11 protein-coding genes are annotated in these 13,685 nt (G+C 62.4%); 9 read left to right on the forward strand and 2 right to left on the reverse strand.

Annotated elements, in window-relative coordinates:
- Window positions 1–4: 4 nt before the first annotated feature.
- Genes HFO71_RS02515 through murB form a run of 8 tightly spaced genes read left to right on the forward strand, consistent with a single transcriptional unit; the run spans window position 5 to window position 10,168 of the window.
- Entirely contained in the window at window positions 5–1,525 is a 1,521-nt protein-coding gene (locus tag HFO71_RS02515; protein ID WP_168258907.1) for a UDP-N-acetylmuramoyl-L-alanyl-D-glutamate--2,6-diaminopimelate ligase, read from the forward strand.
- The gene (locus HFO71_RS02520; protein ID WP_168257084.1) at window positions 1,522–2,955 is read left to right on the forward strand and encodes a UDP-N-acetylmuramoylalanyl-D-glutamyl-2,6-diaminopimelate--D-alanyl-D-alanine ligase; all 1,434 of its coding nucleotides are present in this window, start codon (window positions 1,522–1,524) and stop codon (window positions 2,953–2,955) included. Before HFO71_RS02515 ends, HFO71_RS02520 begins: the two co-directional genes overlap by 4 nt.
- 22 nt (window positions 2,956–2,977) lie before the next feature.
- On the forward strand, window positions 2,978–4,078 hold the full coding sequence (gene mraY / locus HFO71_RS02525; RefSeq protein WP_003541415.1) for a phospho-N-acetylmuramoyl-pentapeptide-transferase: 1,101 nt from the start codon (window positions 2,978–2,980) through the stop codon (window positions 4,076–4,078).
- Window positions 4,079–4,085: 7 nt separating this feature from the next.
- Window positions 4,086–5,498: a UDP-N-acetylmuramoyl-L-alanine--D-glutamate ligase gene (gene murD / locus HFO71_RS02530; RefSeq protein WP_168258908.1), complete on the forward strand. Its 1,413-nt coding sequence runs from the start codon at window positions 4,086–4,088 to the stop codon at window positions 5,496–5,498.
- 1 nt (window position 5,499) lies between these two features.
- Window positions 5,500–6,654: a putative lipid II flippase FtsW gene (ftsW, locus tag HFO71_RS02535; protein ID WP_017988955.1), complete on the forward strand. Its 1,155-nt coding sequence runs from the start codon at window positions 5,500–5,502 to the stop codon at window positions 6,652–6,654.
- A gap of 6 nt (window positions 6,655–6,660) precedes the next feature.
- Window positions 6,661–7,785: an undecaprenyldiphospho-muramoylpentapeptide beta-N-acetylglucosaminyltransferase gene (gene murG, locus HFO71_RS02540; protein WP_168257082.1), complete on the forward strand. Its 1,125-nt coding sequence runs from the start codon at window positions 6,661–6,663 to the stop codon at window positions 7,783–7,785.
- Complete coding sequence (gene murC / locus HFO71_RS02545; RefSeq protein ID WP_132610186.1) at window positions 7,782–9,197, forward strand: UDP-N-acetylmuramate--L-alanine ligase; 1,416 nt, start codon at window positions 7,782–7,784, stop codon at window positions 9,195–9,197. Before murG ends, murC begins: the two co-directional genes overlap by 4 nt.
- Entirely contained in the window at window positions 9,194–10,168 is a 975-nt protein-coding gene (gene murB, locus HFO71_RS02550) for a UDP-N-acetylmuramate dehydrogenase (protein WP_221987514.1), read from the forward strand. Before murC ends, murB begins: the two co-directional genes overlap by 4 nt.
- A 4-nt stretch (window positions 10,169–10,172) precedes the next feature.
- On the opposite strand, the gene HFO71_RS02555 is transcribed toward murB, so the two are convergent.
- Together HFO71_RS02555 and HFO71_RS02560 are read right to left on the reverse strand one after the other, a co-directional pair.
- Entirely contained in the window at window positions 10,173–11,102 is a 930-nt protein-coding gene (locus HFO71_RS02555) for a UDP-glucose 4-epimerase family protein (protein ID WP_131639495.1), read from the reverse strand.
- Between the two features lie 154 nt (window positions 11,103–11,256).
- On the reverse strand, window positions 11,257–12,570 hold the full coding sequence (locus tag HFO71_RS02560) for an MFS transporter (protein WP_077978789.1): 1,314 nt from the start codon (window positions 12,568–12,570) through the stop codon (window positions 11,257–11,259).
- Window positions 12,571–12,839: 269 nt separating this feature from the next.
- Between HFO71_RS02560 and aqpZ the strand changes: the two genes are divergently transcribed.
- The gene (gene aqpZ / locus HFO71_RS02565; protein WP_025395311.1) at window positions 12,840–13,526 is read left to right on the forward strand and encodes an aquaporin Z; all 687 of its coding nucleotides are present in this window, start codon (window positions 12,840–12,842) and stop codon (window positions 13,524–13,526) included.
- The last annotated feature ends 159 nt before the right edge of the window (window positions 13,527–13,685 follow it).

Genomic DNA, 13,685 nt, shown 5'->3' on the forward strand with positions numbered 1-13,685 from the left:
GTGAATGAATATCGACGCCGATTCGCGAGGGGTGAACCGGCTTCAAGAGAGAAAAGTGCATTCGATGAAATTGCGAGACCTGGCCGGAGATCAGTTTCCGGAACTTGAAGCACAGCTCGAAGGCCCGGCAGGCCTGCTTGATATTTCAGGCCTGTCTTCGGATAGCCGCAAGGTGGTGCCGGGCAATGTCTTCGTCGCGGTCGCCGGCACCAAGGCGGACGGCGCGGGCTTCATCGTGGATGCCGCCGGCCGCAGCGCTGCCGTCGCCATCGCCGCCCAAGCCGTCGATGCTTCGATCCCCGTGCTTGTAGTCAAGGAGCCGCGCCGTTTCCTTTCCATCGCCGCCGCGCGTTTCTACGGCAGGCAGCCCGACACCATGGTCGCCGTCACCGGCACGGCGGGCAAAACCTCCGTCGCTTCTTTCACCCGGCAGATCTGGGCGCATGCGGGCCACGCGGCCGCGATGATCGGCACGACGGGCGTCGTCTCACCGACGCGCAACGAATATGGCTCGCTGACGACGCCGGATCCGGTGTCGCTGCATGCGCTGCTGGCGGAACTTGCCGGAGAAGGCGTGACACATGCCGCGATGGAGGCCTCCAGCCACGGTCTCGACCAGTGCCGGCTCGACGGCGTCAGGCTTGCGGCCGCTGCCTTCACCAATCTTGGCCGAGATCACATGGATTATCATCCGACCGTCGAGGCCTACATGGCCGCCAAGATGCGGCTTTTCGATACGCTGTTGCCGAGGGGATCGCCCGCGGTGATCTTTGCCGACGATCCGTGGTCGGCGCAGGCGATCAAGGCCGTGACCGATGCCGGTCACGACATCCGTACCGTCGGGCGAAAGGGTGATTACCTCTCGTTGAAGCGCGTAGAGCACTTCCGCCACAAGCAGATGGCCGAGATCCATATCGGCGGCGAGATCTTCGAGGTGGACATTCCGCTGGCGGGCGATTTCCAGGTGGCCAACGCGCTGGTTGCAGCAGGGCTTGCCATGTCGACCGGCGTTGAGGCGAGGGTTGCAATGGCCGCGCTCGAGAAGCTCGTCGGCGCGTCCGGCCGTCTCGAACTCGTCGGCCATACAAAAGACGGCGCGCTCGCCTATGTCGACTACGCCCACAAGCCGGATGCGCTGGAAAACGTGCTGGGCTCGGTCAGACCCTTCACCACCGGCCGTGTCATTGTCGTTTTCGGCTGCGGCGGCGACCGTGACCGCGGCAAACGGCCGATCATGGGCGAAATCGCCTGCCGACTTGCCGACGTCGTTATCGTCACCGACGATAATCCGCGTTCTGAGGAACCGGCCTCGATCCGGGCGGAGATCATGGCGGCAGCAAACTGCGCGGCGGAAATCGCCGATCGCGCCATGGCGATCCGCGAGGCGGTCGGCATGCTGAGATCCGGCGATACGCTGATCGTTGCCGGCAAGGGGCATGAGGAAGGGCAGACGATCGGCGGCGTTACCCTGCCGTTCTCCGATCATGCGGAGGTGCGCAAGGCCTTGGAGGAGTTGAAATCTTGAGCTGGCTCTGGACGACGGAAGACATGATCGCGGCGATGGCGGGGCGCCCTTTCGGCACGCTGCCCGAAGGCATCTCCGGCATTTCCATCGACAGCCGCTCGATTGCTCCGGGCGAAGCTTTCTTCGCGATCAAGGGCGACCGCGTCGACGGTCACGACTACGCCTCGATGGCGATGGCAAACGGCGCCTCCCTTCTCGTTGTCAGCGAGGCGAGGCTTCCCGCCATGGGTCGGCTGACGGTGCCGATGATCGTCGTGGAAGACGTGCTCGCCGCACTTGGCCGGCTCGGCCTTGCCTCGCGTGAGCGCTCGCGGGCCCGGATCATCGCGGTGACGGGATCTGTGGGAAAGACGACCACCAAGGAAATGCTGCGGCATGTGCTGTCGCCCTCCGGCAAGGTGCACGCCTCCGTCGCCTCCTTCAACAATCATTGGGGCGTGCCGCTGACACTGGCGCGCATGCCTGAGGATACGGATTACGGCGTCTTCGAAGTCGGGATGAACCACCCCGGCGAGATCCGGCCGCTGGTGGCGATGATCCGTCCCGATGTCGCCGTCGTCACGACGATCGCGCCGGCGCATCTCGGCAATTTCAAGAACATCAAGGAAATTGCCGCCGCCAAGGCGGAGATCTTCGAGGGGCTCGAACCCGGCGGCCATGTTGTGCTCAACCGCGACAACGACCAGTTCAATTTCCTCGATCGGACGGCGCAGTCGCTCGGCATCGAGCATATCCATTCCTTCGGCCAGCATGCCAAGGCCGAATTCCGGCTCGCAGAATTCAATGGTTCCGACGAGAATTCGACGCTGTGGCTGACGATCGGTGGCGAGACGCTGGAGGTTGCGCTGGGCGCACCGGGCCGCCATATCGCCGAGAATGCGCTCGCAGCGCTCGGCGTCGTCAGGATCGTCGGCGCCGATATGCAAAAGGCGATCGAAGCGCTTGCGACGCTGAGGCCGGAAAAGGGCCGAGGCAAGCGCCACCGGCTTGTCATCGGCGGCGGCAGTTTCACGCTGATCGACGAGAGCTACAATGCCAATCCGGCCTCGATGCGCGCGGCAATCGCGCTGCTGGCGGCCTCCGAGCCGACCGGTCGCGGACGCCGTATCGCCGTGCTCGGCGACATGCTTGAGATGGGCGACTATGCGCAGAAGGTCCATACCGACCTTGCCGTGCCGCTGCTTGCGGCCGGCATCGAACATGTGTGGCTCGCAGGAGCCGAGATGGCTGCGCTCAAGGAATCGTTGCCGGAAAGCGTCCATGTCGAATATCGCGAGAACACGGACGAATTGACGGATTATGTATTGAACTCGGTCGCGCCAGGCGACGTGTTGATGGTGAAATCGTCTCTGGGCATCGGTTTCGGCAAGATCGTCGCCGCACTCCTTGACAAGTTCCCGCCATTTGCCGACACGCAACGCGAATTTTGATCGGGTAAACAAGGGGCCCTGAATGCTGATCTGGCTTGTCGAACTGTCGGAATATTTCAAATTTCTGAACCTGTTCAGATATATTACCTTCCGCACGGGGGCCGCTCTCTTCACCTCAGCGCTGATCGTCTTCCTGTTCGGGCCGACGATCATCAATTCGTTGCGCATTCGGCAGGGCAAGGGCCAGCCGATCCGCGCCGACGGGCCGCAGACTCATTTCAAGAAGGCCGGCACGCCGACCATGGGCGGGCTGATGATCCTTGCCGGCATCGTCGGCGCGTCGCTGCTCTGGGCCGATCTTTCCAATGTCTATGTCGTCGCTACATTGCTGGTGACGCTGGGCTTCGGTGCGATCGGCTTCTACGATGATTATCTCAAGGTCACGAAGCAGAGCCACATGGGCTTTTCCGGCAAGGCGCGTCTCGGCATCGAATTCGTCATCGCCGGTATCGCCGTCTATTTCATGATGCGCACCGCCCTTGCCTCGGGGATTGCCGGCTCGACCTTCGGCTCCTCGATCGCCTTTCCCTTCTTCAAGGACTTCATGATCAATATCGGCATCATGTTCGTCGTCTTCGGTGGCTTCGTCATCGTCGGCGCCGGCAATGCCGTCAACCTGACCGACGGCCTTGACGGGCTTGCCATCGTGCCTGTGATGATCGCCGCTGCCTCCTTCGGCGTCATCGCCTATCTCGCCGGCAACGTGGTGTTTGCGAACTACCTACAGATCAATTTCGTGCCCGGTACCGGCGAGCTCGCCGTCGTGCTCGGCGCCGTGATCGGCGCCGGCCTCGGCTTCCTCTGGTTCAATGCGCCCCCGGCCGCCATCTTCATGGGCGACACGGGATCGCTGGCGCTCGGCGGCACGATCGGCACCGTCGCCGTCGCCACCAAGCACGAGATCGTCATGGCGATCATCGGCGGCCTCTTCGTCATCGAGACACTGTCGGTCATCATCCAGGTCGGCTTCTTCAAGATGACCGGCCGGCGCGTCTTCCTGATGGCGCCGATCCATCATCACTTCGAGAAGAAGGGGTGGACCGAGAGCCAGGTGGTGATCCGCTTCTGGATCGTCGCCGTCGGCCTTGCGATGCTCGGCCTTTCGACGCTGAAGCTCCGGTGAGGCAGCGATGATCCCGGTCACGACGCTCAAGGACAGGAAGGTCGCGCTCTTCGGGCTCGGCGGCTCCGGCTTTGCCACCGCCCGGGCGCTGATATCAGGCGGTGCCGATGTGACCGCCTGGGACGACAATCCCGACAGTGTCGCCAAGGCCGCTGCCGAAGGCATCAGGACGGAAGACCTGCACAACATCGACTGGAGCCAGCAGGCGCTGTTCGTGCTGTCGCCCGGCGTGCCGCTCACCCATCCGAAGCCGCACTGGACCGTCGATCTTGCCCGCGCGGCCGGCGTCGATATCGTCGGCGACGTCGAACTCTTCGTGCGCGAGCGCCGCGCCCATGCGCCGGATTGCCCTTTCATCGCCATAACCGGCACCAACGGCAAGTCGACCACGACGGCGCTGATCGCCCATATCCTGAAATCATCAGGCTACGACACGCAGCTCGGCGGCAATATCGGCACGGCGGTGCTGACGCTCGATCCGCCGAAGGCCGAGCGTTATTACGTCGTCGAATGCTCCTCCTACCAGATCGATCTGGCGCCGACACTGGACCCGTCTGCCGGCATCCTGCTCAACCTGACGCCCGATCATCTCGACCGTCACGGCACCATGCAGCATTATGCCGATATCAAGGAAAGGTTGGTCGCCGGCAGCGATGTCGCGATCGTCGGCGTCGACGACAGCCATTCGGCGCTGATTGCCGACCGTGTTGAGCGGGCAAGCGTCAAGGTGGTCCGTATTTCGCGCCGCAACGTGCTGGCCGACGGCATCTATGCCGAGGGCACCAAACTCATCCAGGCCGCCGGCGGCGCCATGCTGCCCTTCGCCGATCTCGACGGCATCCAGACGCTGCGCGGCAGCCATAATGCGCAGAACGCCGCCGCCGCCGTCGCCTCCTGCCTCGCGGTCGGGGTTTCCGCCGACGACATCCGCACCGGTCTTGCCTCGTTTCCCGGACTGAAGCACCGTATGCAGCCGGTCGGGCAGCGTGGCCGCGTCGTTTTCGTCAACGATTCCAAGGCGACCAATGCCGATGCCGCAGCGCCGGCTCTTTCGAGCTATGATCGCATCTATTGGATCGCCGGCGGCTTGCCGAAGGCTGGCGGGATCACGACTCTTGCTCCCTATTTTCCGCGCATCGCCAAGGCCTATCTGATCGGCGAGGCGGCGGCGGAATTCGCCGCGACGCTCGGCGAGGCCGTGCCTTACGAGATCTCGGGCACGCTGGAGCGCGCCGTCGCGCATGCGGCCGCCGATGCCGAACGCGACGAGAGCGCTGCTTCGGCCGTGATGTTATCCCCGGCTTGCGCAAGCTTCGACCAGTATAAGAACTTCGAAGTCAGGGGCGAAGCCTTCGTCGGCCACGTGGCAGCGCTTGACGGTATTGCGATGCTGATCGGTCCGGCAACAGGAGAGAAATGACATGGTAAGCCGCGCGGAACGTGGGCCTCTGGCCGATTGGTTCTGGACTATCGATCGCTTCTTCCTGGCAATGTTCATCTTCCTGATGGGCATCGGCTTCATGCTGTCGTTTGCGGCATCTCCTGCGGTCGCCGAGCGCATCGGGCTCGAGCCCTTCCACTTCGTCAAGCGCCATGCGGCCTTCATGATCCCCTCGATCGGCGTCATGCTCGGGCTGTCGTTCCTGACGCCACGCCAGGTGCGGCGAACCGCAATTCTGATCCTGATCATCTCGGTCGCCATGATGGTGCTGGTGCTGTTCGTCGGGCAGGAGGTCAAGGGTGGCAGGCGCTGGATCTGGATCGCCGGCCTTTCCATCCAGCCGTCGGAATTCATGAAGCCTGCCTTCGTCGTGGTCTGCGCCTGGCTGTTTGCCGAACATGCGCGCCAGCCGGAGATCCCCGGCAATCTCTTTGCCATCATTCTGTTCGGCATCGTCGCGGCCCTTCTCGTCGCGCAGCCGGACCTCGGCCAGACCATCCTGACCACGGCCGTCTGGGGCGGGATGTTCTTCATGGCCGGCATGCCATGGATCTGGATCATGCTACTCGGTATCGGCGGCGCCGGCGGCTTGCTCAGCGCCTATTACGTTTTTCCGCACGTCGCCGGCCGAATAGACAAGTTCATGACCGGCGAGGGTGATACGTTCCAGATCGATACCGCGCGCGAGGCGATCATCCGCGGCAGCTGGTTCGGCCAGGGACCGGGCGAAGGCATCGTCAAGCGCATCATCCCGGATGCGCATACCGACTTCATCTTCTCGGTCGCGGCCGAGGAGTTCGGCATCGTCTTCTGCATGGCGCTCGTCGCGCTGTTTACCGTGCTGGTACTGCGTGGCCTCTCGCATGCCTATCGCGAGCGGAACGATTTTAACCGTTTCGCCGTCGCCGGACTGGTGTTGCAGATGGGCATCCAGTCGATCATCAATATCGGCGTCAATCTCGAACTGCTACCGGCAAAGGGCATGACGCTGCCGCTGATTTCCTATGGCGGCTCGTCTATGGTGGCGATCTGCGTCACCGCCGGCTTCATTCTGGCGCTGACGCGCCATCGACCGGAAAAACGCGCGCAGGACCGGAGCCTCTTCCGCGTCCCGCACGGGATGCCGGCGGAGTAGAAGACCATGAGCAAAGGCATCGTGCTGCTTGCCGCCGGGGGAACCGGCGGCCATGTGTTCCCGGCGGAGGCGCTGGCCTTCAAGCTGAAGGAGCGCGGCTATTCGGTGCATCTCGTCACGGACAGCCGGGCCGAGCGTTATGCGGGCAAGTTCCCGGCCGAGGAGATCCATGTCGTGCCCTCGGCGACGATCGGCTCGAAGAACCCGATCGCCGTCGCCCGCTCGCTGTGGACGCTCTGGAGTGGCATGCGGGCGGCAAAGAAGCTGATCCAGCGGCTGCAACCGGTCATCGTCGTCGGTTTCGGCGGTTATCCCACCGTGCCGCCGCTGCTTGCCGCCACCCGGCTCGGCGTGCCCTCGATGATCCACGAGCAGAATGCGGTGATGGGGCGCGCCAACAAGGCCTTGGCAACCCGCGTGCAGGCCATTGCCGGCGGTTTCCTGCCGGAGGGGGGCGGTGCCTTTCCAGACAAGACGGTGGCGACAGGCAATCCAGTCCGCCCGGCGATCATCGCCGCAGCCGAGGTGCCTTACATGCCGTCGCACGCGGGCGAGGTTTTCAATCTCGTCGTCTTCGGCGGCAGCCAGGGTGCGCAATATTTCTCTAAGACGCTGCCGACGGCGATCAGCCTGCTCGACGACGCGCTTCGCGTGCGTCTGCGCATCACTCAGCAGGTGCGTCCCGAGGACATGGAGATGGTCAGCGGCTGCGTCGCCAAGCTGGAAATGGATGCCGATATCGCCCCCTTCTTCACCGACATGGCCGAGAGGCTGGCGAGGGCGCATCTCGTAATCTGCCGTTCGGGCGCCTCGACGGTTTCGGAAATCTCCGTCATCGGCCGGCCTGCCATCCTTGTGCCTTACCCGCACGCTCTAGATCACGACCAGGCGGCGAATGCGGCGGCACTTGCTGCGGCCGGTGGGGCGAAGGTAATCGCCCAGTCGGAGCTTTCGCCGGAGAAGATCGCGGCGATCCTGACGGCTGTCATGAACGATCCGGAAAAGCTTGCGCATATGGCGGCGGCGGCGAAACTCGCCGGGAAACCCGACGCTGCGAACTTGCTTGCCGACATGGTTGAGGCTATTGCCGCCAGACGGACAATTGCGGAATTCAAGAGGACACGCGCATGAAACTGCCGAAGACGATCGGTCTCGTCCATTTCATCGGCATCGGCGGCATTGGCATGAGCGGCATTGCCGAGGTGCTGCACAATCTCGGCCACAAGGTGCAGGGATCGGACCAGGCCGACAGCGCCAATGTCCAGCGCCTGCGCGACAAGGGCATCGAGGTCTTCGTCGGTCACCGACCTGAAAACCTGGGTGAGGCCGAAGTCGTCGTCGTCTCGACGGCAATCAAGAAGAGCAATCCGGAACTCATCGCCGCGCGCGAAAAGCTGCTGCCGGTGGTGCGCCGTGCCGAAATGCTCGCCGAGCTGATGCGCTTCCGCAATGCGATCGCCATCGGCGGCACGCATGGCAAGACGACGACCACCTCGCTGGTCGCTGCACTGCTCGAAGCGGGTGGGCTGGACCCGACCGTCATCAATGGCGGCATCATCAATGCCTACGGCACCAATGCCCGCATGGGCGAGGGCGAGTGGATGGTGGTCGAGGCCGACGAATCGGACGGCACCTTCCTGAAGCTTCCGGCCGATGTTGCGGTCATCACCAATATCGACCCGGAACATCTCGACCATTACGGCAATTTCGACGCCGTGCGTGCCGCCTTCCGGCAGTTCGTCGAGAACGTGCCGTTCTACGGCTTCGGCGTCATGTGTCTCGACCATCCCGAGGTGCAGTCACTGGTCGGCCGCATCGAGGACCGCAAGATCATCACCTATGGCGAGAACCCGCAGGCCGACGTGCGCTTCAAGAATGTGCGCATCGACGGCACGCGCTCGATCTTCGACGTCGAAATCCGCCGCCGCCGCACCGGCCAGGTAATCGAGCTCAAGGGGCTGGTCATGCCGATGCCCGGGCGGCATAATATTTCCAACGCAACGGCGGCGATTGCCGTTGCCAACCGGCTCGGCATATCGAGCGCAGATATCGCCAAGGGGCTTGCCTCCTTCGGCGGCGTCAAGCGCCGCTTCACGCTGACCGGCGAGTGGAACGGAGTGCAGATCTTCGACGATTACGGCCATCATCCGGTCGAGATCAAGGCGGTGCTGCGCGCCGCCCGCGAATCCTGCAAGGGGCGTGTCATCGCCGTCCACCAGCCGCATCGCTTTAGCCGTCTTGCGAGCCTGTTCGAGGAATTCGCCGCCTGCTTCAACGATGCCGACAGCATTTTCCTGGCGCCCGTCTATGCGGCGGGGGAGGACCCGATCGAGGGTATCGATTCCGTGTCGCTGGTCTCTCGCATAAAATCCGGCGGCCATCGCGATGCCCGCTTTCTAACTTCGGCGGAACTTCTGCCGCAGATGGTCGCGGAGATTGCAAAGCCGGGCGATTTCGTGGTTCTGTTGGGGGCTGGGAGCATCACGTCCTGGGCAGCGGCACTGCCCAAGCAACTGGAAGGCCTATCGGGAAAGTCCGTATGAAACAGGTGAATGGGGAAAAGCTTCTCGCGTCTCTCGGAGACGGTGTAAAGGATATCCGCGGTCGTATCACGCCGGATGCCCCGATGGACCGCGTCACCTGGTTCAGGGCTGGTGGCCTGGCCGAGCTGATGTTCCAGCCGCATGACGTCGACGATCTCGTCGCTTTCCTGAAGATCTTGCCGGAGGAGGTGCCGCTGACGGTGGTCGGCGTCGGCTCCAACATCCTGGTGCGCGACGGCGGCATTCCCGGCGTCGTGCTGCGCCTGTCGGCCAAGGGGTTCGGCTTCGTCGAGCTTGCCGGCGAAAACCGGATTCTCGCCGGCGCCATCTGCCCCGATAAACATGTAGCGGCGATGGCGATGGACAATGGCATCGGCGGCTTCCATTTCTTATACGGTATTCCCGGCGGCATCGGTGGCGCGGCGCGCATGAATGCCGGCGCCAACGGTGTGGAGACGCGGGAGCGGCTGATCGAGGTCCATGCGGTCGACCGCAAGGGCGGCAAGCATGTGCTTTCCAATGCCGAGATGGGCTATTCCTATCGCCATTCGACCGCATCCACAGATCTAATCTTTACCTCCGTGCTGTTCGATGGCTATCCGGAAGAGCGCGCGCAGATCCGCGCCGAGATGGACGCCGTGCGCAACCATCGCGAGACGGTGCAGCCGGTACGCGAAAAGACCGGCGGCTCGACCTTCAAGAACCCGGCTGGTCATTCGGCCTGGAAACTGATTGATGAGGCAGGCTGCCGCGGTCTCGTCATCGGCGGAGCGCAGATGTCGTCGCTTCACTGCAACTTCATGATCAACATGGGGCAGGCAACCGGCTATGATCTCGAATATCTCGGCGAACAGGTGCGTCGCGAGGTCTTCGAAAAAGACGGCATTAAACTCGAATGGGAAATCAAACGCCTCGGCGTCTTCATGCCCGGCCGTGAGGTGCGTCCGTTCCACGGTGTGACGAGCGAATAACGGTTTACGTCACTGCAAGCTTCAGGCCTTCGCGCGGCGTGACGAGAGGCGACCAGCCGAGCACATCGCGGGCATGGGATATATCGACCTGCAGGGAACCGCAAAGACGCTGGTAGACTGCGCTCTTTCCCGTGACTCTCGCGCCCATCTGCAACAGCGTTGGAGGGAAGGGGAGCAGCATCGGTTTGACACCTAGCCCTGCGGCAATCCCTTCGATAAGCCCGGGAGTCGAAAGATCTTCTCCATCGCCTGCGAGAAAAGTCTGGCCGGCTGCGTTGGGATGCTTCATCCCGGCGATGATCAGATCGACGAGATTTGGAAGCGCGACCAGTGTCCGGCGGTTCTTCAGCGACGCGAAAGGGAGCGGCATTTTCTTCCGGACAAGTCCGACGAGCAGGGCGAAATTGCCCCGCGCGCCGGGTCCATAAACGAGCGGCGGGCGAATGACCACGACTTCCATGCCTGTTCGGGCGGCGATTTCATGCAGCCCGATTTCAGTTTCCAGCTTCGAGATGCCATAGGGATCGATCGGCATTGGCGTATCGTCATGCCGGAAGGGCCGATCGTTCTCCTCGCCATTGACCTTGATACTGCTGATGAAGACGAACCTTTTTACGCCTGCGCGGGCGGCCTGTGCGGCGAGGTTCAACGTGGCGGCGGTGTTGATCCGGCGAAATTCCGCAAGCGGATCGGCTGCGCGGTCGTTCATGATGTGAACACGAGCGGCGAGATGGACGATGACATCGATACCCTCGAGAACTGCCGTCCAATCGGTTTCGCTTGTTATCTCGATGGGGAAATGCCGCACAGATGTCGGGAAGCTGGCGGCTGCAGATCGCGTCGTCACCGCAAGCTCGGATATCCGCTCTGCATGCAGTCTTTCGACGAGAGGCCCACCGACAAAGCCGGCTGCGCCGGTAATGAGGCATCGCATGATCTGTTCCCCGTTTTGCCGTCAGTGTTCCGGTTAACCGGAAGTGCCCACGGCATCAATAAAAAGCCGCGACGTTAGAGCGCCGCGCGTCCTTCCGGACGCACAAAGGACGCTCTAACACTTTCAATCCTCGCATTTACTTACTGCTCGAGGCTCAGACTTCCTCGCGGCCCGACAGCTGGATGCAGACCAGCGAGATCACTGCCGAGGCGGCGAGGTAGTAGCCGACATAGTCCAGACTATAATGGGTGGCGAGCCAGGTTGCGATATAAGGGGCGAGCGAAGCGCCGAAGATGCCGCCGAGGTTGAAGGTCATCGAGGCGCCGGTATAGCGCACCGTGGTCGGAAAGGGGGCGGCAAGGGCAGCGCCGATCGGACCATAGGTGAAGCCCATCAAGGCGAGGCCGATGATAGAGCACAGGAAAGCGCCTGTGAGACCGCTGGTCAACAGCGTCGCGTAGAAGAAGCCGAAGATGGTGATGGCAATCGTCGTCAGCGTCAGGATGATGCGGCGCGAATAGAGATCGGAGAGCCAGCCGGAGAGCGGGATCGTCAGGCCGAAGAAGACGACGCCGACAAGCTGGACTACCAGGAACTGCTCTCTCGTATAACCGAGCCCACCCTTTTCCAGAGGTGTCGTACCCCAGGAGAGCGTGAAGACCGTCATCAGGTAGAACAGCACGAAGGTCGCGACGGCGATGAAGGTGCCGAGGATCAGGCTGCGCAGATGATTACGGAAGACGACCTCGATCGGCACAGCGACGCGTTCGTGCTTTTCGACGGCTTTGCGGAATTCCGGCGTCTCGGCAATCTTCAGGCGGACATAGAGGCCGACGGCGACGAGGGCGAGGCTGGCGATGAAGGGAATGCGCCATCCGTAGTCGAGGAAATCCTCGTTGCTCATCGTTTCCGTCAGGATGAGGAAGAAGCCGGAGGAGAGGATGAAGCCGATCGGTGCGCCGAGCTGCGGGAACATGGCGTACCAGCTGCGCTTGCCGGGAGGAGCGTTTTCGGTGGCAAGCAGAACGGCGCCACCCCATTCGCCGCCGAGGCCGAGGCCCTGGCCGAAACGGCAAAGCGCCAGCAACAAGGGTGCTGCGATGCCGATCGCATCATAGCCGGGCAGCATGCCGATCAGCACGGTCGAAAGGCCCATCGTCATCAGCGCGGCGACGAGCGTCGCCTTGCGGCCGATGCGGTCGCCGAAATGACCGAAAATCACGGCGCCGATGGGGCGGGCGAAAAAGGCGATCGAGAAGGTGACCAGCGATTGCAGCGTTGCGGCGTTCGAATCGCTTGCCGGGAAGAAGAGATGCGGGAAGACGAGGACGGCTGCCGTCGCGTAGACGTAGAAGTCGAAGAATTCGATGGTGGTGCCGACAAGGCTGGCGATAAGGACGCGAGCCGGAGAATTAACTTGCGTGCTGTTCGAGGCAGGGGTCGGCGATGCGGAGATCGCGTCAGTCATTTTCATTCCAATCAGTATTTTTATGGAGCGCCTTGGGAGGCTCGCGGGTCTTAACCCAATTTCAGATCCGAGAAAATGTCAAAACATGCAGTCGGTACTGGGGACGTGGCCCGCATGCATTACCGGCTCGCGTCCCCCGACGTCATCTCAAATCCTTGGGTTTTCCTTCCTTGCGCGAGGCTTGCCGTGGCGTTGCTCACATGCTTGACCGGAATCGAATTGTAACAGATTCATTGCTAACCCTCTGGTTGAGGGCAGAGGAGATATCCATGCAAAAGAGTCTTGTTGCCGAATTTCTCGGCACGTTCTGGCTGGTCTTCGGCGGATGCGGCAGTGCCGTGCTGGCCGCGGCCTATCCCGAGCTTGGAATTGGTTTTGTTGGCGTGGCCTTTGCGTTCGGTCTGACCGTGCTCACCATGGCCTATGCCGTGGGCGGCATTTCGGGCGGTCATTTCAACCCCGCCGTCTCGCTTGGCCTTACGGTTGCAGGACGGTTTCCGGCGGCGCGTCTCGTTCCCTATATCGTCGTGCAGATTGTCGGCGCCATCGCCGCGGCGGCGCTGCTTTATCTCATCGCCAGCGGCAAGGCGGGTTTCGAACTCGGCGGATTTGCCGCCAACGGATATGGCGATCATTCTCCGGGCGGTTATTCACTGCTTTCGGCGCTGCTGATCGAAGTGCTGCTGACCATGTTCTTCCTGATCATCATCTTGGGGTCGACCAGCAGTCGGGTGCCTGCGGGCTTCGCGCCGCTTGCGATCGGCCTCGGGCTGACGCTGATCCATCTCGTTTCTATCCCCGTGACGAATACCTCAGTCAATCCGGCGCGTTCCACCGGCCAGGCGCTTTTCGTCGGCGGCTGGGCGCTGCAGCAGCTCTGGCTGTTCTGGATTGCGCCGCTTGCGGGTGGGGCGCTCGGCGGGCTCGTGTGGAAGTTCCTCGACGACGCCGACTGACCGCAAGAAACTAATCTATCCCATTGAGCCCGCGCGGTTTTTTCCGTGCGGGTTTTTCTGTTTCGCGGATCGGTGACATCTTCGATCTGGCAATCGCGAAGAAGAGAAGGTTAAAAAATCCGGGGCGCGGCAAGACGAAGTTAACGAAAGTAAACACTT

Source organism: Rhizobium laguerreae, assembly GCF_019778565.1.
In the GTDB taxonomy this organism is placed as follows: Bacteria; Pseudomonadota; Alphaproteobacteria; order Rhizobiales; family Rhizobiaceae; genus Rhizobium; species Rhizobium laguerreae.